The sequence below is a fragment of the Conexibacter woesei DSM 14684 genome, assembly GCF_000025265.1.
GTDB lineage: Bacteria > Actinomycetota > Thermoleophilia > Solirubrobacterales > Solirubrobacteraceae > Conexibacter > Conexibacter woesei.
The window spans coordinates 4,116,200-4,139,230 of the sequence record NC_013739.1 but is presented as its reverse complement, the minus strand read 5'-3'; the positions used below and the strand labels follow the sequence as shown (position 1 = coordinate 4,139,230).

At 74.0% G+C, this 23,031-nt stretch carries 21 protein-coding genes; 18 read left to right on the top strand and 3 right to left on the bottom strand.

All coding sequences use genetic code 11. The features are described 5' to 3' along the window. Positions 1-9: 9 nt before the first annotated feature. The gene (locus CWOE_RS19530; protein WP_012935367.1) at positions 10-960 is read right to left on the bottom strand and encodes an amidohydrolase family protein; all 951 of its coding nucleotides are present in this window, start codon (positions 958-960) and stop codon (positions 10-12) included. Between the two features lie 166 nt (positions 961-1,126). Between CWOE_RS19530 and CWOE_RS19525 the strand changes: the two genes are divergently transcribed. From CWOE_RS19525 to CWOE_RS19490, 8 genes are read left to right on the top strand one after another with little or no spacing between them, the layout of a single operon-like run. Further along, on the top strand, positions 1,127-2,209 hold the full coding sequence (locus CWOE_RS19525) for an Ldh family oxidoreductase (RefSeq protein ID WP_012935366.1): 1,083 nt from the start codon (positions 1,127-1,129) through the stop codon (positions 2,207-2,209). Continuing rightward, positions 2,206-2,949, top strand: a complete 744-nt coding sequence (locus CWOE_RS19520) for an SDR family NAD(P)-dependent oxidoreductase (RefSeq protein ID WP_012935365.1) — start codon at positions 2,206-2,208, stop codon at positions 2,947-2,949. The genes CWOE_RS19525 and CWOE_RS19520 overlap by 4 nt, the downstream gene beginning before the upstream one ends. After that, the gene (locus tag CWOE_RS19515) at positions 2,946-4,559 is read left to right on the top strand and encodes an FAD-dependent monooxygenase (RefSeq protein ID WP_012935364.1); all 1,614 of its coding nucleotides are present in this window, start codon (positions 2,946-2,948) and stop codon (positions 4,557-4,559) included. Before CWOE_RS19520 ends, CWOE_RS19515 begins: the two co-directional genes overlap by 4 nt. Beyond that, positions 4,538-4,879: a cupin domain-containing protein gene (locus CWOE_RS19510; protein ID WP_012935363.1), complete on the top strand. Its 342-nt coding sequence runs from the start codon at positions 4,538-4,540 to the stop codon at positions 4,877-4,879. Before CWOE_RS19515 ends, CWOE_RS19510 begins: the two co-directional genes overlap by 22 nt. Then, positions 4,876-5,346 (top strand): cupin domain-containing protein, encoded by a 471-nt coding sequence (locus CWOE_RS19505; protein WP_012935362.1) that lies wholly within the window; start codon positions 4,876-4,878, stop codon positions 5,344-5,346. The genes CWOE_RS19510 and CWOE_RS19505 overlap by 4 nt, the downstream gene beginning before the upstream one ends. Next, positions 5,346-5,750 carry a RidA family protein gene (locus CWOE_RS19500; RefSeq protein ID WP_012935361.1) on the top strand — a complete coding sequence of 135 codons (405 nt, stop codon included), beginning with the start codon at positions 5,346-5,348 and terminating at the stop codon, positions 5,748-5,750. The genes CWOE_RS19505 and CWOE_RS19500 overlap by 1 nt, the downstream gene beginning before the upstream one ends. Next, entirely contained in the window at positions 5,747-6,601 is an 855-nt protein-coding gene (locus CWOE_RS19495; protein ID WP_012935360.1) for a fumarylacetoacetate hydrolase family protein, read from the top strand. Before CWOE_RS19500 ends, CWOE_RS19495 begins: the two co-directional genes overlap by 4 nt. Then, complete coding sequence (locus CWOE_RS19490; protein WP_012935359.1) at positions 6,598-7,389, top strand: GntR family transcriptional regulator; 792 nt, start codon at positions 6,598-6,600, stop codon at positions 7,387-7,389. Before CWOE_RS19495 ends, CWOE_RS19490 begins: the two co-directional genes overlap by 4 nt. A gap of 25 nt (positions 7,390-7,414) precedes the next feature. On the opposite strand, the gene CWOE_RS19485 is transcribed toward CWOE_RS19490, so the two are convergent. Then, positions 7,415-8,362 carry a nitrilase-related carbon-nitrogen hydrolase gene (locus tag CWOE_RS19485; protein ID WP_012935358.1) on the bottom strand — a complete coding sequence of 316 codons (948 nt, stop codon included), beginning with the start codon at positions 8,360-8,362 and terminating at the stop codon, positions 7,415-7,417. Positions 8,363-8,417: 55 nt separating this feature from the next. Beyond that, positions 8,418-9,095, bottom strand: a complete 678-nt coding sequence (locus CWOE_RS19480; protein ID WP_012935357.1) for a pyridoxamine 5'-phosphate oxidase family protein — start codon at positions 9,093-9,095, stop codon at positions 8,418-8,420. Positions 9,096-9,269: 174 nt separating this feature from the next. On the opposite strand from CWOE_RS19480, the gene CWOE_RS19475 reads away from it, so the two are divergent. The 10 genes from CWOE_RS19475 to CWOE_RS19430 all read left to right on the top strand — a co-directional run bounded on the left by CWOE_RS19475 (position 9,270) and on the right by CWOE_RS19430 (position 23,025). Next, positions 9,270-10,799 (top strand): sugar ABC transporter ATP-binding protein, encoded by a 1,530-nt coding sequence (locus CWOE_RS19475; protein ID WP_012935356.1) that lies wholly within the window; start codon positions 9,270-9,272, stop codon positions 10,797-10,799. A gap of 23 nt (positions 10,800-10,822) precedes the next feature. Then, positions 10,823-11,926, top strand: coding sequence for an ABC transporter permease (locus CWOE_RS19470; protein WP_148261344.1), 1,104 nt, complete (start codon positions 10,823-10,825; stop codon positions 11,924-11,926). After that, a complete protein-coding gene (locus tag CWOE_RS19465) occupies positions 11,923-13,428 on the top strand; it encodes an aldehyde dehydrogenase family protein (protein ID WP_012935354.1) in 1,506 nt (501 codons plus the stop codon). Before CWOE_RS19470 ends, CWOE_RS19465 begins: the two co-directional genes overlap by 4 nt. After that, on the top strand, positions 13,425-15,398 hold the full coding sequence (locus tag CWOE_RS19460; protein ID WP_012935353.1) for an FAD-dependent oxidoreductase: 1,974 nt from the start codon (positions 13,425-13,427) through the stop codon (positions 15,396-15,398). Before CWOE_RS19465 ends, CWOE_RS19460 begins: the two co-directional genes overlap by 4 nt. Beyond that, the gene (locus CWOE_RS19455) at positions 15,395-16,894 is read left to right on the top strand and encodes an aldehyde dehydrogenase family protein (protein WP_012935352.1); all 1,500 of its coding nucleotides are present in this window, start codon (positions 15,395-15,397) and stop codon (positions 16,892-16,894) included. The genes CWOE_RS19460 and CWOE_RS19455 overlap by 4 nt, the downstream gene beginning before the upstream one ends. A gap of 78 nt (positions 16,895-16,972) precedes the next feature. Continuing rightward, positions 16,973-18,013: a sugar ABC transporter substrate-binding protein gene (locus tag CWOE_RS19450; protein ID WP_012935351.1), complete on the top strand. Its 1,041-nt coding sequence runs from the start codon at positions 16,973-16,975 to the stop codon at positions 18,011-18,013. Between the two features lie 2 nt (positions 18,014-18,015). After that, positions 18,016-19,665 (top strand): ATP-dependent acyl-CoA ligase, encoded by a 1,650-nt coding sequence (locus tag CWOE_RS19445; protein WP_012935350.1) that lies wholly within the window; start codon positions 18,016-18,018, stop codon positions 19,663-19,665. Next, entirely contained in the window at positions 19,662-20,564 is a 903-nt protein-coding gene (locus tag CWOE_RS31095; protein ID WP_012935349.1) for an alpha/beta fold hydrolase, read from the top strand. Before CWOE_RS19445 ends, CWOE_RS31095 begins: the two co-directional genes overlap by 4 nt. After that, positions 20,561-22,087 (top strand): amidase, encoded by a 1,527-nt coding sequence (locus CWOE_RS19435; protein ID WP_012935348.1) that lies wholly within the window; start codon positions 20,561-20,563, stop codon positions 22,085-22,087. Before CWOE_RS31095 ends, CWOE_RS19435 begins: the two co-directional genes overlap by 4 nt. Continuing rightward, positions 22,084-23,025 (top strand): carbon-nitrogen hydrolase family protein, encoded by a 942-nt coding sequence (locus CWOE_RS19430; RefSeq protein WP_012935347.1) that lies wholly within the window; start codon positions 22,084-22,086, stop codon positions 23,023-23,025. The genes CWOE_RS19435 and CWOE_RS19430 overlap by 4 nt, the downstream gene beginning before the upstream one ends. The last annotated feature ends 6 nt before the right edge of the window (positions 23,026-23,031 follow it).

The window sequence follows — 23,031 nt, the reverse complement described above, 5'->3', positions numbered from 1 at the left end:
GCCACGCTCCTAGCCGAGCCTGAGACCGAGCGCGGCGCGGGCGTTGTCGACCGCGATGCGGTGGCGCAGGTCGTCGTCGAGGTGGGCGATCAGCTCGGCGGGGTCCTCGATCCCCATCGGGAACGGCCAGTCGCTGCCGAGCAGCAGCTTGTCCGGGCCGAACACCTCCACCGCATGCGAGACGACCGCCGGGTCGTGCGCGAGGCAGTCGACGTGGAGGCGGCGGACCGCGGTGCGGGGCGGCTCGCTGAGCGGGCGCAGCCCCGGCCGGGCGGTCGCGACGCCGCGCTCCCAGCGGCCGACGAGCCCGCCGGCGCAGCCGCCGCAGTGGACGAGCAGGACGCGCATGCGGGGGTGGGTGGGGAGCACGTCGCCGAAGACGAGCTGCGCGGCGGCGACCGCCGTCTCGACCGGGTTGCCGAGCAGGTTGCCGAGGTAGAACTCGTCCATCCGCGCGTCCGGCGAGCTGCCGGGGTGCAGCAGCAGCAGGCGCGCGTCGTCGTCGAGCGCGCGCCACAGCGGCGCGAGCGCCGGGTCGGCGAGCGAGACCGAGCGGCCGCCGGCGCTCGCCGCGAGGCCGGCCCAGCGCTGCTCGCCGCGTACGCGCGCGTACTCCTCCAGCGCGAGCTGCGGACGGTCGAGCGGGAGGTAGGCGAGCGGCAGCAGCGCGGGCTGCTCGCGCACCGCCGCGAGCAGCCCGTCGTTGGCCGCGCGGACCCAGCTCTCGGTCGCGCCGGGACCGAGCCCCTGGCGGAAGAACGGCGGCGGGATCGAGACGGCGGCCGCGTCGAGGTCGATCGCGGCGAGGTGGGCGACGAGCCGCTCGGGGCGGTACAGGTCGCCGGGGCCGACGGTGTGGCCGTCGACCGTCAGACGGCCGTCGGCGGTCGTCTCGACGCCGCGCACGGCTCCCTCCGCGAGCACGGGGGCGAGGTGGGTGTGGACGTCGATTCCTGGCATCGGGAGTGCTCCAGAGGGTTCGAAGTGGGTGCGCTGACCGGTCGCGAAGAAGAGGTCGCGCACAAGTTTGATAAACGATAAGCTTGCACGCAAGGTACTTCGAACGCGAGCTGGAGAGGCGTCGCAACCGCCGCTGCAGCACGTCCTTCCGACCGTGCGAGATCCCATGTCCGGACCCACCCACACCTCTCCCTCGTGGCTCGTCGAGCGCCTCGCGGCCGTCTTCTCCGGCGCCGGCCTCCCGGCCGCCGCCGCACGCACCGTCGCGACCGCGCTCGTCGACGCTGACATGCGCGGGATCCCGTCGCACGGCTCGCTGCTCGTGCCGATGTACGTCGAGCGGATCGTCAAGGGCTCGGTCGCGACCGCGACGGAGCCGGCGACCGTCGCCGACCTCGGCGCCGTCGCCGTGCTCGACGCCGGCCACGCGCTCGGCGTGATCAGCGCCGACACCGCGATGGCGCTCGCGATCGAGAAGGCGCGCGCCCACGGGCTCGGCGCCGTCGCCGTCCGCCACGCGTTCCACTTCGGCGGCGCCTTCCGCTACGTGCAGGCCGCCGCGGACGCCGGGATGGTCGGCGTCGCCGCCGCCAACACGCGACCGCTGATGCCGGCTCCCGGCGGCGCGCACGCCGTCGTCGGCAACAACCCGCTCGCGGTCGGCGTCCCGCGCGCCGGCGGCGAGCCGCTCGTGCTCGACATGGCGCTGTCGGAGGCCGCGCTCGGCAAGATCCGCCTCGCCGCGCAGGAGGGACGTGCGATCCCCGCCACCTGGGCGACCGACGCCGACGGCGCGCCGACGACCGACCCGGTCGCCGCGATCGCCGGCCTGTTGCTGCCGGCCGCCGGGCACAAGGGCTACGGGCTCGCGCTGATCGTCGACGTGCTGACCGGCGTGCTGTCGGGCGGCGCGTTCGGGCGGTCGGTCAACGGCCTCTACGCCGACACCGGCGTGCCGAACGACTGCGCCCACTTCTTCCTCGCGCTCGACGTCGCGCGCTTCGCCGGCGACCTCGACACGTTCTCCGCGCGCGTCGCGGAGCTGTCCGCGCAGGTCACCAGCCCGCCGACGGCACCAGGGGTCGAGCGGCTGCTCGTGCCCGGCCAGCTCGAGGCGGAGCGTCACGCCGCCGCCCGCGAGCAGGGGGTCGCGCTCGACGCGACGGTGCTCGCGCGCCTGCGCGAGACGGCAGCGAGCGTCGGCGTCGAGCTGGGCGAGCCGCCCGTCCACGCGGCGGCGGTCCGATGAGGGTGAGCTTCGACGCGAGCGGCGAGGTGCTCGTCGTGACCGGCGGCGCGAACGGCATCGGCGCGGCGCTCGCGCGCGGCTTCGCCGCCGCGGGCGGCACCGCCGTCGTCTTCGACGTCGCCCCGTCCGCCGCGCTCGACGGCGTCGCGCGCGTCGAGCCGCAGCAGGTCGACGTCGCCGACCGCGACGCCGTCCACGCCGCGATCGCGGGTGTGATCGCGCGGCACGGCCGCCTCGACGCGCTCGTCGCCGGCGCCGCGGTCCAGCCGCGCGCCGACGTCGCGGCGATGGACCCCGCGCAGTGGCGCCGCACGCTGGCGGTCAACCTCGACGGCGTCGTCTGGTGCTGCCAGGCGGTCCTGCCGCAGATGACCGCCGCCCGCCGCGGCACGATCCTCGTCTTCGCCTCCGGGCTCGCGCACATGGGCCGCGCGCAGGCGTCCGCCTACGCCGCCAGCAAGGGCGCGCTCGTCGCGTTCGCGAAGTCGCTCGCGGCCGAGGTCGCCGACGCCCGCGTGCGCGTCAACACCGTCTTCCCGGGCGTGATCGACACGCCGCAATTTCAGGCCGCCAACCCGAGCGGCGGCGAGCGCGAGCACTGGCAGCGCACGACCGGCATCGGCACGCCCGAGGACGTCGTCGGGCCGCTGCTGTTCCTGCTGTCCGACGCGGCGACGATGACCGGCTCGACGCTCACGCGCGACCGCGCGTTCGGTCGCGAAGAGGAGGAGAGCGCATGAGCGAGCAGCTGCCCGTCGCCGTGATCGGCGCCGGCCCGGTCGGTCTCGTGACCGCACTCGGCCTCGCCCGCTACGGCGTCGAGACGATCGTGCTGGAGGAGGACGACCGCCTCTCGCTCGACACGAAGGCCGGCACCGTCCTGACGCGCACGCTGGAAGTGCTGCACCGCTACGGCGCGCTCGACGACGTGCTGCGCGCCTCGCTGCGAATCGACGAGATCGGCGACCTCGACCGCGCGACGAACACCGCCCGCGCGAGCGTGCTGACGGGCGCGCTGACCGAGGACACGCGCTTCCCGTTCGTCGTCAACATTCCGCAGCACGAGCTGGAGCCGGTGCTGAAGGACGCGCTGGAGCGGCTCGCGCCCGGCGCGCTGCAAATGTCGCACCGGCTGACGCGCTTCGCCGAGCGCGACGACCACGTCGAGCTGATCGCGCAGACGCCCGGCGGCGAGCGGACCCTGAAGGCGCGCTACGTGCTGGCGTGCGACGGCGGCCGCTCGCAGGTCCGCGAGCAGCTCGGGATCGCGGTGCAGGGCACGACGCTCGCCGAGCGCTACTGCCTCGTCGACCTGAAGGTCGACCTCGACGTCGACAACCCGCGCGACTACCCCTACCTCGCCTACTTCGGCGACCCGCAGGAGTGGATGATCCTCGTGCGCCAGCCGCACTGCTGGCGCTTCCTCTACCCGCTCGCGCCGGGCAGACCCGAGCCGGGTCGCGAGGAGCTGGCCGACAAGGCGCGTCGCTTCATCGGCGAGGTCGGCGAGCTGGAGGTGATCGGCTCCAACGTCTACACCGTCCACCATCGCGTCGCCGACCGCTGGCGCGACGGGCGCGTCTTCCTGATGGGCGACGCCGCGCACCTGATCACCCCGATGTGGGCGCTCGGCCTCAACACCGGCGTGCTCGACGCGTCCAACCTGCCGTGGCGGCTGGCATGGGTGCTGCGCGGCTGGGCGCAGCCGTCGCTGCTGGACGCCTACGAGCAGGAGCAGGGGCCGGTCGCGATCCAGGGCTCCGGCGAGATGGCGGAGGCCGCGCGCGCCTACATGGACGGCCGCGCCGGCGACGTCGAGGCGATGGGCGACGGCAACTGGGGCAACGCCTTCACGCGCGCGCTGCTCGGCGTCAGCCTCGACGTTGACGGCAGCGGCGACTGGTCGATGGTCAAGAGAGGGTCGGCGCCGACCGCGGTGCGCGCCGGCGACCGCGCGCCCGACCTGCCGCTGTTCGGCGACGGCGGGCTGGCGCACCTGCACGACCTCGCCGCCGACAGCTTCCTCGCGCTCCACTTCACCGACGTCCGGCGCCGGCCGCGGATCGCCGGCGACGAGCGCCCGGGACTGCGCCGGCTCGTCGTCAGCCGCTGGGACGCGCCGCACGACTCGGGCCTGCGCGAGCGCGCGATGTTCGACCCGGCCGAGCGCGTCAAGCGCCGCCTGGGCGTCCCCGACGACACGCTCCTGCTGCTGCGCCCCGACGCGCACGTCGCGGCGATCGTGCCGTTCGACCCGACGGCCGGCGACGACGTCGCCGGGCAGCTCTACGACCGCATCACTGGAAGCGAGCAGAGGAGAGAGCAGGAATGGCAAACGGCGACGTCGTGACGGATCCGGCGGGGAGCGACGTCGTGCTCGGCGACGTCGGCACGCAGATCGTCTTCGAGAACGAGCACGTCCGCGTGTGGGAGGTCCTGCTGGACCCCGGCGGCGTCCAGACCTGGCATCTGCACCATCACCCGTACCTCGTGATCGCGATCGAGGAGGCGAACAACGTGATGGAGTTCCTCGACGGCAGCGAGCCGCGGGTGATGCACGAGACGGTCGGGCGCGTCGTCTACCGCGAGGCGGGCAAGCCGCACAAGCTGACGAACGAGGGCGAGACGCGCTACCGCAGCCGCCTGATCGAGCTGAAGGTGCTCGGATGACCGAGCCCGCGAACCTGTCCGAGCCGGCGCGCTGCTCCGGCGCCGCGGGCGACGGCGCGCGCGCGACGGAGCCGGGCGCCGACGGGCTCGCGCGCTTCCGCGAGATCCTGCTCGACCCCGGCGCGCTCGACTGGTCGGACAAGTCGCTGCCGGGGCTGGCGCAGAAGATGCTGTGGCGCGACGACGACAGCGGCGCCTCGATCGCGCTCGTGCGCTTCCTGAGAGGCAGCGGCGTGCCGTCGCGGCACGCGCACGCGTCGAACCAGTTCATGTACTGCCTGTCGGGCCGCTACTCGTACACGGCGACCGGGATCACGTTGGCGCCCGGGTCGTTCTACTGGAATCCGAAGGGCAGCATGCACGGGCCGACGCTGGCGGAGGAGGACTCGGTGCTGCTCGAGTTCTACGACGGCCCGCACTACCCGACGCAGCCCGATTGGTACACCGATCCCGAGGACGCACGCTGATGCCCAAGCAGGAACTGGTCTCCGACAAGCTCGCGGTGCCGAACGGCCACTTCGCGCACGCGACCGTCGCCGCGGCGACGGGCCGGCTCGTGTTCGTCTCGGGGATGACCGCGCGCAACCGCGACGGCGGCGTCACCGGCGTCGGCGACGTCTCCGCGCAGACGCACCAGGTCTGCCAGAACCTGCAGGCCGCGGTCGAGACCGCCGGCGGCACGCTCGACGACATCGTGCGGGTCGACGTCTACGTCCGCAACATGGAGGACTTCGAGGCGATCCACGCCGTCCGCCGCCAGTACTTCACCGGCGTCGCGCCGGCCTCGACGCTGGTCGAGGTGTCGAAGTTCGTCAACAAGGACTACCTGATCGAGATCAACGCGATCGCGGTCGTGGGGGAGGCGGCGTGAGGCTCGCCCGCGCGCTCCTCGACGGCGCGCCGCGCGCCGGCGTGGTGGAGGAGGACCGCTTCGTGCCGCTCGCCAGCGGCGTGAGCGTCGACGACGTCGTGCGCGGCGCCGCCGTGAGCACCGACGGCGCGGGCGTCCCGCTCGCGGACGTGCGCCTGCTGGCGCCGCTGACGCGCTTCAACCGCGACGTGCTGTGCACCGGCTGGAACTACTGGGACCACTTCGCGGAGTCGAGCGGCAAGCGCGAGGGGCAGGACCCGGCCGACAGACCGAGACACCCGACCTTCTTCACGAAGGGGCCGGACACGGTGATCGGCCCGGCCGACGACGTCGCCTTCGACGCGCGCCTGTCGCAGAAGTGGGACTACGAGGCCGAGGTCGTGCTCGTGATCGGCAGGGACGGCCGTTCGATCCCGGAGGAGCGGGCGTGGGAGCACGTCTTCGGCTTCTGCGTCGCCAACGACGTGTCGCAGCGCGACCTCCAGCGCGAGCACGGCGGCCAGTGGCTGAAGGGCAAGTCGATCGACGGGACGATGCCGCTCGGGCCGTGGATCACGACCGCCGACGACGTGCCCGACCCGCACGATCTGCGGATCGTCTGCGAGCTGAACGGCGAGACCATGCAGAATGCGTCGACCGCGCAGGTCGCGTTCCGCTTCGAGCGGCTGATCGCCGAGCTGAGCCGGGGCATGACGCTGCGGGCAGGGGATATCGTGCTGACTGGGACGCCGAGCGGAATCGGGAACGCGCGGGAGCCGCAGGTCTTTCTCGACGACGGGGACGTGATCGTGACGAAGGTGGAAGGCCTTGGGGAGCTTCGCAACAACGTGGTGGCGGTGGAACTGACATGAGCAGGCGCGCACGGCGGGCGACGGACGGCAACGGCACGGGACGGGCGGCAGCGGCCGCCGCGGACGCCCCTGCGATCGCGCGGCCGGCGCGTCAGACGGCCGGCGACCAGGCCGAGGAGGCCGTCTTCGAGGCGATCATGGACGGGAAGATCCCGCCCGGCTCGCCGTTGCGGCTGCAGGAGCTGGCCGAGCAGCTCGGGATGTCGATCATGCCCGTGCGCGAGGCGCTGCGGCGGCTGGAGGGCCTCGGGCTCGTCGAGATCGTCGCGCACAAAGGCGCGTGGGTCCGGCCGCTGACGCTCGAGGACCTGCACGACACGTACTTCACGCGCCTCAACCTCGAGTGCCTGGCGATGCGGACCGCCGCCGGCCGCTTCAGCGCGGAGGACGGCGCCGTCGCGCGCGAGGCGCTCGACGAGCACGTCGCGGCGCGCAGACGCGGCGACCAGGTCGGCGCGCGCAACGCACACGAGCGCTTCCACTTCACGATGTACCGCGCCTGCGGGTCGGATTGGCTGGTGCGCTCGATCGGCCCAGCGTGGCGCAACAGCGAGCGCTACCGCGTCGAGTCGATGCGCCACCCCGCGCACGTCGCGAGACGCGCCGAGGAGCACGTGCAGATGCTCGCGGCGCTCGAGGAGGGCGACGCCGAGGCGGCGGTCGCGCTGCTCGCCTCGCACCTGCGCTCGTCGGTCGAGCTGGTCGCCGCCGGCCTCGACGGCGATCCCGCCGCGACGCGCGTGCACCTGCCGTCGCTCGACGAGCTGCTCCCGCGCAGCTCGTCGTAGCGCGGCCACGGCGGCCGGTCCGCGGTCAGCCGTCCGCGTCGAGCGGCGCCGCGTCGAACGGGCTCGCGAAGAGGTCGTCGCGCAGGTCGTCGCCGAACGGGTTCCAGACGAGGCGGCCGACGTCGATCTGCGCGAGGTCGCAGTCGGCGATCGCGATCCCCTCCTCCCAGTCGGGCACCGACGCAAGCGTGCGCCCGAGCGGGTCGACGATGTAGCTGCCGCCGCTGTGCGCCCAGTTGGAGCCGTACTGCCCGCCGTCGGGCTCGCGGTCGGTCACCTGGCTGGAGGTGACGACGAAGGCGCCGGTGTCGAGCGCGTGCGCGACCGCGATCTCGCGGTGCTGCTCGTGGCGGCCGCCGTCGGCGGCGACCGCGCGCGGCGTCGGGCCGGTCCACAGCGCGCAGTGGATCTCCTCGCCCAGCTCGCCGAGCGCGCGGCGGATCTGCGGGTGGTGGTTCTCGAAGCAGATCGCGATGCCGACGTTGGCCCCGCCCAGCTCGAACGTGCGCAGGTCCTCGCGCCCGCCGCGCGTGAAGTAGAGCCGCTCGTGCATCACCGCGACGAGCTTGCGGCGCTTGCCGCGGTACGTGCCGTCGCGGTCGATCGCGACAGCGCTGTTGTAGATGCAGGCGCGGCGCGTCGGGTGCAGCTCGGAGACACCGACGATCAGCGCGCAGCCGTGCGTGCGCGCGATCTCGCCGAGCTGCTGGGTGAACGGCCCGGGGAGCTGCTGCGAGTGCTCCAGGTAGGCGCGGTGGTAGCGCTGGATGTCCGACCACGCCTGGCGCCCCTCCTCGGTGTGCGGGAAGGGGTCGGGCACGTAGCGTGGGTAGCCGGGCACCAGCAGCTCGGGGAAGACGACGAGCTCGGCGCCGTCGGCCGCGGCGTCCGCGGTGAACCTGCGGATGCGCTCCAGGCCGGCGGCCGGGTCCATGTAGGACGGCTCGAGCTGCACGGTTGCGATGCGGGGCATGCACTGCTCCTTGGGGCTGTGATCGGGATCGGGGCGGAAACGGGAGGCGGCGCGGTCAGTCGGGGAACGGCCCGTGCGTCGGCGGCTGCGGCGCGCCGCCGCCGCGCAGGCGCTCGGACTCGGCGCGCGAGGGGTCCTCGCGCGCGAGCACGTCAGGCGGCACCTCCGCACCGTCGAGCTTCCACTGCGCGACGGGCGTCGGGCGCTCGACGGCCGGCACGAAGCGCGACCGTCTGACGAGCGTCATCTGGTGGACGTAGCGGGGGCAGACGCGGTAGATCCGCGTCGGCGTGATGCGCACGACGAACTGCGCCTCGTGGTAGCCGGCGAGCAGCTCGCCGTCGAACTCGATCGCGGCGGTCCCCTTCACGCGCAGGCGCCATGGCGACGCGGCAGCGAAGTCGATGAAGAGCAGGTCGATCTGCGGGTTGACGGCGACGTTGCCCCACGAGTCGTAGAAGCCGTTGCCGTCGTAGTTGGGCAGCACGAGCGTGCGCTCGTCGAGCACCCGCACGAAGCCGGGCTCGCCGCCCTTGTACGAGCAGTGGGGCACGCCGTCCGCGTCGGCCGTGCCGACGAAGACCATGTCCATCCGCTCGATGAAGGCGCGCTCGCGCGGGCCGATGCGCGGCTCGTCGACGAACATCAGCTCCGCGCCGCGATCGGCGAGGCGCCGCGTGTCGAAGCGGTCCTGCAACGCACGCGATCCCTGGTGGTACGGCTGGTCCGGCATGACGCCTTCCTCTCTCCGCGGTCCAAGCGACGGAGGGGATCATCGCACATCCATTGACTTTTGATCAAAGATATGGGAGCTTGCGCGGCGAGGAGCACAGGACCGATTCCCCCAAGGAGTGGCGGCAGTGCAGTTGAACGTGGTGCGCCCCAGCGAGCGCAGCGGAGGAGCACGATGAGCGACGGCGAACGCGACGGCGACGCGCCGCTCGTGCGCCTGCGCGGGATCGACAAGTCGTTCCCGGGCGTCCAGGCGCTCGCGGGCGTCGACCTGACGATCGCGCGCGGCGAGGTGCACGCGCTGACCGGCGAGAACGGCTCCGGCAAGTCGACGCTGGCGAAGATCGTCGCGGGCGTCGCGCAGCCGGACGCCGGCACGATCGAGCTGGACGGCGTCCAGTGCACGATCGCCAGCCCGGCGGCGGCGCTGCGCCGCGGCGTCGTGCTGATCAGCCAGGAGCTGACGCTCGCGCCGACGCTGTCGGTCGCCGAGAACGTCTACCTCGGCCGCCTGCCGCGCACCCGCCTCGGCCTCGTCGACTGGCGCGCCGTGCACCGCCACGCGCGCGCCGTGCTCGACCGCCTGGAGGTGCACGTCGACACCCGCCGGCTCGTCGGCGAGCTGAGCGTCGAGCTGCAGCAGGAGGTCGAGATCGCCCGCGCGATGTCGTCCGACGCACGGCTGCTGATCCTCGACGAGGCGACCAGCTCGCTGTCGGAGTCGGCCACCGCGCGGCTGCTGGAGCTGGTCAGGCAGCGCCGCGACGAGGGCGTCGCCGTGCTGACGATCTCCCACCGCATGCCCGAGCTGTACGCCGTCGCCTCGGTCGCGACCGTGCTGCGCGACGGCAGGCTCGTCGACAGCGTGCCGCTGCCGGCGACGCCCGAGCCGCAGCTCGTGCGGCTGATGGTCGGCCGCGAGCTGGGCGACTACTACGGCAAGCGCCGGATCGCCCGCGGCGATGTCGTGCTGGAGCTGGACGGCGTCGCGACCCCCGACGGCAAGCTGAGACCGACCTCGTTCCAACTGCGGCGCGGCGAGATCCTCGGCGTCGCCGGCCTCGTCGGCTCCGGCAAGGGCGAGCTGGCGCAGGCGCTCGGCGGCGCGATCCCGTCCAGCGGGAGCGTCCGCGTCGCCGGCCGCGAGGTGTCCGTGCGCGATCCGCGCTCGGCGCTCGCGGGCGGGATCGGCTTCGTCCCCGACGACCGCAAGCGCGCCGCGCTGCTGCCGACGCGCTCGGTCGCGGAGAACTTCTCGATCGCGTGGGGCGACCTGTCGCGCCGCGGCGTGCTCGACGTGCGCGGCGAGCGCAGACGCGTGCGCGACGCGATCGAGCGCTACGGCGTCGTGACGACGTCCGCGCAGCAGCTGATCACGACCCTGTCGGGCGGCAACCAGCAGAAGGTCGTGCTCGGCCGCGTCTTCGCGCTCGGCCTCGACGTGCTCGTGCTCGGCGAGCCGACGCGCGGCATCGACGTCGGCGCCAAGACGGAGGTCTACCGGCTGATGCAGGAGGCGACCGACGCCGGAGCAGGCGTGCTCGTCGTCTCCTCCGAGCTGCCCGAGCTGCTCGGCATCGCCGACCGCATCCTCGTCTTCTTCGGCGGCGAGGTCCGCGCCGAGTTCGACGCGGAGGGGCTGGAGGAGGAGGTGATCGCGCACGTCGCGGTCTCCGGCGCACCACTGGAGCAGCAGGCCGCATGACCGTCGAGAACGGAGAGACCGCGATGAGCACCGACCAGCCCACCACCGACGCGCGCCCGGCGGCCGTCGCCGCCCCAGCCGCGCGCGCAGGCGGCGCGGCCTGGCTGCGGCGCATCTCGCCCGGCCGCTACAGCGGCGTGCTCGCCGCCCTGCTGGTGGTCTGCGTCTACCTCGCGATCACCGAGCCGGTGTTCGGCACGTGGGACAACCTGATGAACATCGTCAAGGCGAACAGCGTCATGTTCGTGCTCGCGCTCGGCGCGACGTTCGTGATCATCTCCGCCGGCATCGACCTGTCGGTCGCGTCCGCCACGGCCGCCAGCGCGATGATCCTCGGCCTGACGCTGAGAGCCGGCTGGGCGACCGTCCCCGCGATCGTCGTGACGCTGCTGTTCGGCCTCGGCCTCGGCCTGCTGATGGGCGCGACGATCAGCTGGCTGAAGATCTCCTTCCTCGTCGTCACGCTCGGCGGCCTGTCGATCTACCAGAGCTTCGCGCTCGTCGTCAACGACGGCGCGACGATCTCGGTCTTCGGCCTGTCCGGCTTCAGCCCGATCAGAACGTTCGTCAACGACGAGATCGCGGGCGTCCCGCTGCTGCTGCTGTTCGACGTCGCGTTGCTGCTGATCGCCGGCGGCGTGCTGCGCTACACGCGCTTCGGCCGCGCGCTGTTCGCCGTCGGCTCCAACCCCGAGGCCGCGCGCCTGAACGGCATCAACGTCGGCGCGATCCTGCTCGCCGTCTACGGCATCGCCGGCCTGACGGCCGGGATCGCCTCGATCGTGCAGGTCGGCCGCCTCACCGGCGCCTCGCCCGAATCCGACCCGACGCTGCTGCTGACCGTCATCACCGCCGTGCTGATCGGCGGCACCGCCTACACCGGCGGCGAGGGCGGCGTCTTCGGCACGATGATCGGCGTCCTCTTCCTCGGCGTCGTGCAGAACGGCCTGACGCTGTCCGGTGTCAACACCTTCTGGCAGGGGATGGTCAGCGGCCTGATCCTGATCGGCGCCGTCGGCCTGGAGGTGCTGCGCAGACGCGGCCGCCTGCCGCGGCTGCGGCGCGGCGGGCCGCCGCCCGAGAGCCCGCCGGCTGCGCCGGCGCCGGCCGCGGGACCGCTCGCATGAGCGCCGCGACGATGCGCGAGGCGTTCGTCCCCAGCGGCCCCTACGGCCTCCACATCGGCGGCGAGGAGGTCGCGGCCGGCGACGTGTTCGAGGCGATCGACCCGAGCGTCGGCACCGCCTGGGCGGAGGTACCGCAGGCGTCGAGCGGCGACGTCGACCGTGCGGTCGCGGCCGCGCGCGGTGCGTTCGCGAGCTGGCGCCGCGTCACGCCCGCGACGCGGCAGACGCTGCTGTGGCGCCTGGCGGACGCGGTCGAGGCCGAGCCGGAGCGCTGGGCGCGGCTGCTGGCGACCGAGAACGGCCGCCCGATCCGCGAGGCGTCGGCCGCCGACGTGCCGACCTGCGCCGCGATCCTGCGCTACTTCTCCGGCGTCCTGCGCGACCTGCGCGGCGACCAGATCCCGCTCGAGAAGCCCGACAGCCTCGTCTACACGGTGCGCGAGCCGCTCGGCGTGATCGCCGCGCTGATCCCCTGGAACTCGCCGCTGATCACGCTCGCGAACAAGCTCGGCCCGGCGCTGGCGGCCGGCAACACCGTCGTGCTGAAGCCGTCCGAGTTCGCCTCGGCGTCGGTGCTGGAGTTCGCCCGCCTCGCGCAGGGGATCCTGCCGCCCGGCGTCGTCAACGTCGTGACGGGCTATGGCCCGAGCGTCGGCGCCGCGCTCGTCGCGCACGCGGACGTCGCGAAGGTCACCTTCACCGGCGGCACGCCGACCGCGCGCAAGATCATGGCCGCGGCGGGCGCCGCGCTGACGCCGGCGATCATGGAGCTGGGCGGCAAGGGCGCGATGGTCGTCTGCGCCGACGCCGACCTCGACGCCGCCGTCGCCGACGCGGTCACCGGCATCTACATGGCGAACGGCGAGGTCTGCGTCGCCGCCTCGCGGCTGCTCGTCCACCGCGACGTCCACGACGAGTTCGCCGAGCGCTTCGCCGCGCTCGCGCGCTCGATCCGGATCGGCGACGCGCTCGATCCGGCGACGCAGTTCGGCCCGCTCGTCTCCGCGCCGCAGCGCGATCGCGTCGCGGCCGCGATCGCAGCGGCGCGGGAGGAGGGCGCGGCCGTCGTCGTCGGCGGCGACGTGCCCGCGCTGGACGCGCCGCTCGACGGCGGCTTCTTCCTCGCGCCGACGCTGCTGGCCGACCCGGCCGGCTCCACGAGCGCCTCGCGCGAGGAGTTCTTCGGACCGGTGACGGTGTTGGAGCGCTTCGACGACGACGCCGAGGCGCTCGCCCGCGCGAACGCGACGCGCTACGGGCTCGCGGCCGGCGTGTGGACGCGCGACCTCGCCCGCGCCCACCGCATGGCGCGCGAGCTGGAGGCCGGGATCGTCTGGGTCAACACGTGGTTCGACCTGCCCGTCGGCGTGCCGATGGGCGGCGTCAAGGACAGCGGCTTCGGCCGCGAGCTGAGCGCCGAGACGTTGCACGAGTACAGCGCGCCGAAGGTCGTCAACGTCGACCTGGGCAGCGCGCGACCGCAGCTGTGGGGAGAGAGATGAGCACGACGGCGGTGACCGGCGGCCCGCTGACCGCGGAGCGCCTGGAGGCGCTCGACGCCGCCTGCGACACGCTCCTGCCGGCGATCGCGACGAGCGAGCCCGGCCCGGCCGGCGACCTGCTGCGCCTCGGCGCGCGCGAGCGCGGGATCCCCGCGCACGTCGCCGCCGCGATCCCCGGGCTGCCGGCGGCGCCGCGCGCGAACCTGCTCGCGCTGCTCGACGAGCTGGTGCAGGAGCGGTTCGCGGACGCGTCGCTGGAGCGGCGCACCGCGCGCCTGCGGGAGCTGGGCGACCGCGTCCCCGACGGCCGCTTCGCCGTCAAGCAGCTCAAGACGATGACGTTCGGCCTGCTGTTCGGCCTGCTCGGCGAGGACGGCCGCAACGCGGTCTGGGACGCGATCGGCTTCGACGGCCCGATCAGCGCGCCGCCGACGCCGCAGCAGGCGCCCAAGACGCTGCCGCTGACCGAGGTCCGCGGGGCGGAGGCGACGCTGACCGCCGACGTCGTGATCGTCGGCTCGGGCGCCGGCGGCTCCGTGATCGCCGCGCGGCTCGCGCAGGCCGGCAGGTCGGTGCTCGTGCTGGAGGCCGGTCCGTACCGCAACGAGGCGGACTTCCAGCAGCTCGAATCGGTCGCGGGGGAGATGTACCTCGGCGGCGGGCTGGTCTGGTCCGAGCACGGCGAGCTGGGCCTGCTGGCCGGATCGGCGCTCGGCGGCGGAACGGTGATCAACTCGATGGTCTGCCTCAGAACGCCGCGCGAGATCCGCGAGAGCTGGACCGAGCTGGGGCTCGACGGGCTCGACGGCGACGACTGGGACGGCTGGCAGCAGCGCGTCTGGGACGCGCTGGAGGTCAACACCGAGGCGACCGTCCACAACCTCAGCTCGCAGCGGATGATCGCCGGCCTCAGCGAGCTGGACCACGGCCACGAGCCGCTGCCGCGCAACGCCTCGCGCGACGACGACGCGAGGTTCTGCGGCTATTGCAACAGCGGCTGCCAGCAGGGCTGCAAGCGCTCGACGCAGAAGAACTACCTGCGCGATGCGGCGGAGGCCGGCGCGCGCTTCGTCGTCGGCTGCCGCGTCGAGCGCGTGCTCGCGCAGGACGGCCGCGCGACCGGTGTCGAGGCGGTCGTGCGCAGCGACGACGGCGGTGTCACGCGCCTGCGCGTCGACGCCCCGGCCGTCGTCGTCGCGGCCGGCGGGATCGAGTCGCCCGCGCTGCTGCTGCGCTCGGGCATCGGCGGCCCGGCCGCCGGCGAGCACCTGCGCGTCCATCCCGCATGGATGGTCGGCGGCGTCTACGAGCAGCCGATCCGCGGCTGGAGCGGGCAGATCCAGTCGGCGGCGTCGTTCGACTTCACGCACGTCGAGCGCGGCGTCGGGTTCCTCTGCGAGACGCTCGGCCTCAGCCCCGGCTTCTGGGCCGGCCAGTCGCCGTTCCGCGACGGCGCCGCTCACCGCGAGCAGGTGCTGAAGCTCGGCCGCGTCGCCGCCTGGCACGGCGTCTCGCACGACCACGGCAGCGGCCGCGTCGTGCTCGACGGCGACGGCGAGGCGCTCGTGCGCTGGTCGCTGGCGGACGCGGTCGACCACGCCGTCGCGGTGCGCGCGCACGTCGAGCTGGCGCGGATCCACCGCGCGGCCGGTGCGCGCGAGGTCTTCACGTTCCACTGGCACGAGCGGCGCTGGCGCGAGGGCGAGGACTTCGGCGCCTTCCTCGACGCGCTGCGCGCGACCCCGGCGGAGGACTTCACCGCCTTCTCCGCGCACCAGATGGGCTCGTGCCGGATGGGCGCCGACCCGACGACGTCGGTCGCCGACGGCAGCGGGGAGCTGCACGACGTCCGCGGCGTCTGGATCGGCGACGCAGCCGCGCTGCCGACCGCGCCCGGCGTCAACCCGATGATCACGATCATGGCGCTCGCCGAGCGGACCGCCGTGCGGATGCTGGAGGCGGACGCGTGAGCGCCGTCGCGCCGTACGCGCCGGAGGCGCCATACGGTCTCTTCATCGGCGGAGAGGAGCTGCCGGGCGACGGCGACTTCGCCGCGCTGAACCCGTCGACCGGCGCGCAGTGGGCGACCGTCGCGGAGGCGTCGGCCGCGCAGGCCGACCTCGCCGTGCGGGCGGCCTCCGGCGCCTTCTCCGGCTGGCGGCGCTCGTCGCCTGCGACGCGCCAGCAGGTGCTGCTGGCGCTCGCCGACGCGATCGAGGCGACGCCCGACTGGCCGGCGCTGCTGGCGACCGAGAACGGCCGCCCGATCCGCGAGGCGCTCGCCGCCGACGTCCCTTTCTCCGCCGCCGTGCTGCGCTACTACGCCGGCCTCGTGCGCGGCCTGCACGGCGAGACGATCCCGACCGGCGACCCGCTCAGCCACGTCTTCACCGTGCGCGAGCCGCTCGGCGTGATCGCGGCGCTGATCCCGTGGAACTCGCCGTTGATCTCCGCCGCGCTGAAACTGGGTCCTGCGCTGGCGACCGGCAACACGGTCGTGCTGAAGCCGTCGGAGTTCGCGGCGCCGAGCGTCGTCGAGCTGGCGCGCCGCACCGCCGGCCTGCTCCCGCCCGGCGTCCTCAACGTGCTGACGGGCAGCGGCCCCGGGGCCGGCGCGGCGCTCGTCGCGCATCCTGGGATCGCGAAGATCTCGTTCACCGGCGGCGTCCCGACCGCGCGCCACATCGTCCGCGCGACCGCCGAGACGCTGACGCCGACGATCCTCGAGCTGGGCGGCAAGAGCGCGTTCGTGATCTGCCCGGACGCCGATCTCGACGCCGCCGTCCACGACGCGCTGAGCGGGATCCTCAGCCAGAACGGCGAGGTCTGCTTCGCGGCGTCGCGGCTGTTCGTGCACGAGGACGTGCGCCCCGAATTCCTCGAACGGATGCGCGCGGCGATCGCCGGCGTGCGGATCGGCGACGCGCTCGACGCCGGCACGCAGGTCGGCCCGCTCGTCTCCGCCGCGCACCGCGACCGCGTGCTCGGCTACGTCGAGCAGGCGCGCGCGGAGGGCGCCCGCGTGCTGGCCGGCGGCTCGCGGCGCGAGCTGCCGGGCGCGCTCTCGGACGGCTACTACGTCGAGCCGGCGCTCGTCGACGACCCGGACGGGTCGACGACGGCCGCGCGCGAGGAGATCTTCGGACCGGTCGTCGTCGCACAGACGTGGCGCGAGGAGCGCGACGTGATCGCGCGCGCGAACGACAGCGAGTTCGGGCTCGCCGCCGGCGTGTGGACCCGCGACCTCGGTCGCGCCCACCGCTTCGCGGATGAGCTGGAGGCGGGGACGGTCTGGGTCAACACCTGGTTCCAGGTCGGCCCGGGCCAGCCGTTGGGCGGCATCAAGCAGAGCGGGCACGGCCGGGAGCTGTGCGCCGAGACGCTGCTCGAGTACAGCGCGCCGAAGGCCGTGAGCATGCGCCTGGACGGCGCCCGCCCGGACCTGTGGGGGTCGGGACGGTCGTAGGCAGGACCCGGTAGCGGAGGAGAACGCCGTGCGCGCACGCGCGCGGTGCCGACTATGAGGAAAGTAGGGAACACGCAGATGAGACGCCTCACGGCAGCAGGTGCCGCGATCTTCGCGGCCGTCGCCCTGTCCGCATGCGGCAGCAGCGACGACGGCGGCAGCACGACGAGCGGCGGATCGGGCGGCGGGTCCGGCGGCGGCGAGTCGATCGCCTACATCTCGCCGGTCGGCTCGCAGCCCGGTCAGCAGCAGGTCAGCTTCGGGCTGGAGAGAGCGGCCGACACGGAGGGCTGGACGTACAGAGTGGTCGACGCGAACCTGTCGCCCGACCGCCAGGTCTCGCACGTCGACACGCTGATCAACGAGAGAATCTCGGCGTTCGCGAGCTGGACGCTCGACCCGGGCGCCGTCGCCGGCGCCTACACGCGCGCCAACGAGGCCGGGATCCCCGTGATCGGCATCAACTCCGAGGGTCCGGGCGTGACGTCGACCGTCTGGTGGGAGGTCAACACCTGCGAGCCGGACGGCCCGTGGCAGCGGACGGCAGAGTTCATCGCCGAGCGCCGCCCGAGAGGCAAGGTCATCGTGATGGGCGGTCCGCCGGCGCCGTCGATCACCGCCAACGTCAGATGCTTCCGCGACGCCGCCGAGGCGGCCGGGCTGGAGATCATCGACCAGGCCGACAACGTCAGAGACGCCGCCGCGCCCGCCGCGCAGCTGGCCGACGACCTGCTGACCAAGCACGGCGACGTCGACGCCTTCTGGGACTACAACGACCAGACCGCGCTCGGCGTCTCCTCAGCGGTCCTCAATGCCGGCAAGAGAGTCTCCGACGGCAGAGGCGAGGGGATCATGGTGTTCGGCTCCAACGGCGACCCGGACGGGATCCAGGCCGTCCGAGAGGGCCGCCTGACGGGCACGTGGGACACCGACTCGGTCGCGACCGGCTGGGCGATGGCGCTCGCGATGAGAGACGCACTCGGCAAGGCCGGCGAGACGCTGCCGAGCAGGACGGTCAGATCTACGATGTGGACGGCGGACAACATCGCCGACTACGTCGACCCGAGAGACCGCGACTACTCGTTCGACTCGATCCCGTTCGTCGAGGGCGGCAGCTGATCGTGAACCACGTGCACGACTGGGAGCAGGCGGTGGACGGCATGCGCCCGTCGCCGCTCCGCGGTCTGCCGGTCGCCGAGCAGACCCTTCCGGGTCTGCTCGCGCGGCAGGCGGCCACATACGGCGACAAGCCGCTGCTGCGCTTCGACGGCCTGGAGCGCAGCTTCGCCGAGATGCGCGACGCGGCGGCGGTCGCCGCCGGCACGCTCGCGGCGGCCGGCATCGCGCGCGGCGAGCGCGTCGCGCTGATGTGCGAGAACCGCATCGAGCTGCTCGACTTCGTGCTCGGCTGCGCGTGGCTGGGCGCGGTCGCGGTGCCGCTCAACACGGCGCTGCGCGGCGCGCAGCTCGAACACCAGCTGGTCAACTCCGGCGCGCGCGTGCTCGCGCTCGACTCGGCGCTCGTCGAGCTGCTGGAGCCGCTCGACCCGCCGCCGGCGCTGGAAGCGGTGTGGGCGCTCGACGGCGTCCCCGCCGCCGTTCCGGCCGGCTACGCCGTGCTCGGTCCGCCCGCCGCGGCGGCGCCGCTGCCCGCCGCCGGCGCCGGTCCCGGCGACACCGCCGCGATCCTCTACACGTCCGGCACGACCGGCCCCTCGAAGGGCGTCCAGTGCCCCCAGGCGCAGTTCTACTGGTGGGGGGTGCTGATGGGCGAGATGCTGGAGATCGGCGAGGACGACGTCCTCTACACGAACCTGCCGCTGTTCCACACCAACGCGCTCAACGCGTTCGTGCAGGCGCTCGTCGCCGGCGCCACCTACCACCTCGGCCCGCGCTTCTCCGCCTCGCGCTTCTGGCCGCGCGTCGCCGAGGCCGAGGCGACGGTGACCTACCTGCTCGGCGCGATGGTGAACATCCTGGTGTCGCGGCCGCCGTCCGCCGAGGACCGCGCGCACGCGGTGCGCGTCGCGCTCGCCCCGGCGACGCCGGTCGCGATCTTCGACGCGTTTGGAGAGCGCTTCGGCGTGCAGCTCGCGGAGGCGTACGGCTCGACCGAGACGAACGCCCCGATCGGCGTCTCGTGGCGCGAGCAGAGAGCCGGCTGGATGGGGCGCGTGCGGTCGGGCTTCCACGCGCGCGTCGTCGACGAGCACGACGACGAGGTCCCGGACGGCGTCGCGGGCGAGCTGGTGCTGCGCCACGACCCGCCGTACGCGTTCGCGACCGGCTACTTCGCGATGCCGGAGAAGACGGTCGAGGCGTGGCAGAACCTGTGGTTCCACACCGGCGACCGCGTGCTGCGCGACGAGGACGGCTGGCTGCGCTTCATGGATCGGTTGAAGGACGCGATCCGCCGCCGCGGCGAGAACATCTCGGCGTTCGAGGTCGAGCAGGTGCTGCTGGCGCACCCGAGCGTCAGCGCGGTCGCCGTCTTCCCGGTCGCCTCCGAGCTGGCCGAGGACGAGGTCGCGGCCGCGCTGGTGCTGGAGGACGGCACGACGGCCGACTTCGAGGCGCTCGTGCGCCACTGCGAGCCGCGGCTGGCGTACTTCGCGATCCCGCGCTACCTGCGGGTCGTCGCCGCGCTGCCGCTGACGACGAACGGCAAGGTCCGCAAGGCGGTCCTGCGCGAGGAGGGGATCACCGGCGACAGCTGGGACCGCGAGGCGGCCGGCGTCAGGCTGCGGCGTCTCGGCTCGGGCGGCAGATGAGCTGGCTGACGCTGCGCGACGGCGTGCGGCTGCGCGTCGGCGAATTCGCCGACGCCGCCGGTGGTCCGTCCGCCGCCGGTCCGCCCGTCGTGCTCGTGCACGGCTGGAAGGGCTCGCACCGCCTGTGGGACCCGACGGTCGTCGAGCTGACGGCGCGCGGCGCGCGCGTCGTCGCGTTCGACCTGCGCGGGATGGGCGAGTCCGACAAGCCCGCCGGCGTCTACGACTTCGACACGTTCGCCGACGACCTCGGCGAGCTGCTCGACGCCTTCGAGCTGCGCGACGCGACGCTCGTCGGCTGGTCGATGGGCTGCACCGTCGCGCTGCGCCACCTCCAGCGCGGCGGCGGCCGCGTCGGCCGCCTCGTGCTGCTCAACGGCCCGCTGCGGCTGACGCGCGCGCCCGACTTCCCGCACGCGATGAGCGAGCAGCAGCTCGACGGCTACCTCGCCGAGCTGGCCGCCGGCTGGCCGGCGTCCGAGCGCGCCTTCCAGGCCGAGTCGGTGCTGGCCGACAGCGATCCCGCCGTCGTCGACTGGCTCTACGGGATCGCGCTCCAGACCCCGCTGCCGGTCGCACTCTCGGCCGTGCGCGAGCAGGCGAAGCTCGACATGCGCCCGGCGATCGCCGCGCTGCGTGTGCCGGTCCTGGCCGCCTACGCGGTACACGACCCCTACTACCCGACGTCGCTCGGCGACTGGATCGCCGCGAACGCCCCCGACGGCCGCGCGCAGGTGTTCGAGCACAGCGCCCACGGCACGCCGTTCGAGGAGGCGCCGGCGCTCGCGCAGGCGATCGTCGCGTTCGGCGCGGAGACGGGTCGCACGGATTCGCTCCGCTCTCGCGCTGGCGGCGGGCCTTCCTCGCTCCGCTCTCGCGCTGGCGAGGGGCCGGCGTGAGCGGGTCGGCTGGGGAGAGGGGGGCGGCTGGTGCCGGCGGGGGCGCTCCACTCGATGCGCGTTCCTCCGCTGCCGCCCAGCCGTCCGCGACGGCCTGGCTCGCGCGGCTGCACGCGCGCGAGATCTGCTCGCGCGAGCTGGTCGAGGCGACCCTGAGCCGGATCGACACGGCCGACGCGCGCGTGTACGCGGTCGTCGCGCGCGACGACGCGGCCGCCCTGGCGGCGGCCGACGCGGCGGACGCCGAGCGCGCCCGGCGCGTGCGCGAGCGCGAGCCGCTGCCGCCCTTGCTGGGACTGCCGCTGACGATCAAGGACGCGCTCGACGCCGCCGGGCTGCCGACGTGCGCGGGCACGCTCGCGCGGGCCGGCGCGCCGCCCGCGGCGCGCGACGCGACGGCGGTCGCGCGGGTGCGGGCGGCCGGCGCGATCCCGCTGCTGAAGACGAACGTGCCGGAGCTGTGCAGCTCGTTCGAGACCGACAACCTCGTCCACGGGCTGACGCGCAACCCGCTCGACCCCGCGCGCACGCCGGGCGGGTCGAGCGGGGGTGAGGCGGCGCTGCTCGGCGCGGACGCCTCGATCGCCGGGCTCGGCACCGACGGCGGCGGCTCGATCCGCGTGCCGTCGCACTACTGCGGCACGGTCGGGCTGCGCCCGACGACCGGTCGCACGCCGGAGACCGGCATCTGGCCGCCGACCCGCGCCGCCGGAACGCTCGACTTCACCTGCGTCGGGCCGATGGCCCGCCACGTCGAGGACCTCGGCCTCCTGCTCGCCGTCATCGCAGGCGCCGACGGGGTCGACCCGTACGCCGTCGACGTCCCGCTGCGCGACTGGCGCGAGGTGGATCCCGCGACCCTCCGCGTCGCCTTCTACGCCGACCACCCGTGCGTCCCGGCCACCACGCGCGGCACGCAGGCGGCCGTCCACGCTGCCGCCGCGTTCTTCGACCGCCTCGGCTGCCGGGTCGAGCGGATCGGCCCACCGGTCTCCGCCGCTCCTCGCTCCGCGACCGAGCTGTTCTTCGCGCTCGCGGGCGCCGACGGCGGCGCCGGGATGCGCGCGGCGACGGCGGAGGCAGGCGGCCGCCACCACCCGCAGTTCGCCGCGCTGCTCGACGGCGCCGGCGACCCGCTCGACGCCGGCGCGTACCTTGCGATCGTCGCGGAAGCGCATGCGTACCGGGCGGCCGTCCGCGCCGCCTTCCGGGCAGCCGCCTACGACGTCGTCCTGAGCCCCGTCGCCGCCGGTCCCGCTCCGCTCCACGGCGTGCCGCCGGCCGGGATCGAGCAGGACCGCTACCTGCGCTACGAGGCGTTCGAGTACGCCCACGTCAACGCGGTCGCCGGACTGCCCGTCGTCTCCGTTCCGGTCGCCGTCGAGGGCGGGATGCCGGTCGGCGTGCAGGTCGCGGCGCCGGCGTTCCGCGAGGACCTCGCACTTGCCGCGGCCGCCGTCCTCGAAGCGGAGTACGGCGGCTTCGCGATCAACCGTTCGCTCGCCGACAGGAGCCCGTCATGACCGCCGCACCGCCGTTCCGCGCCGCCGCCGTGCAGGCGTCCAGCGTCTGGCTCGACCGCGCCGCGACGACCGAGAAGGCGTGCGCGCTGATCGCCGAGGCCGGCCGCGGCGGCGCGCAGCTGGTCGCGCTGCCGGAGTCGTTCGTGCCGGGCTTCCCGTACTGGATCTTCACGCGTGCGCTGCGCGACGGCGCGCGCTGGCACCGCCGCCTGCACGACGAGGCGGTCGAGGTGCCCGGACCGACAGTTGCGGCTCTGGAGCGGGCGGCGATCGAGGCCGGCGTGACGGCGGTCGTCGGTGTGACCGAGCGCGACCCTGGACGGGTCGGGACGCTCTACAACACCAACCTCGTGTTCGGCCCGGAGGGCTACCTCGGCAAGCACCGCAAGCTCGTCCCGACATGGACCGAGCGGGCGATCTGGGCCGGCGGCGACGGCTCCACGCTGTGCATCTTCCCGACGCCGCACGGCCCGCTCGGGACGCTCAACTGCGGCGAGAACGTCAACACGCTCGCGCGCTACGCGCTGCTGGCGCAGGGCGAGCGCGTGCACGTCGCGAACTTCCCCTCGTGCGCACCGCTCGGCGGCGCGCACGAGAACGTCAACGACGTCTACCTGCCGGCCGCCGCGCACGCCTACGAGGGCCGTCTCTTCAACGTCGTCAGCCAGGAGCACGGCACGCCGGAGCTGTGCGAGCGGCTCGGCGTCGACTACGTGCCGGAGGCGTGGAACTGCATCTCCGGGGTGATCGGCCCCGACGGTGACTGGATCGCCTCGCTGCGCGACGAGCCGGGCATCGTCTACGCCGACTGCGACCCGTCCGAGACGGTCGACGGGCGGCTGTTCCACGACGTCGCCGGCCACTACAACCGCTTCGACGTGCTGAGACTGACGATTGATCGGCGCGTGCTCGCGCCGTTCCACGAAGTGAGCGACTAGGCCATG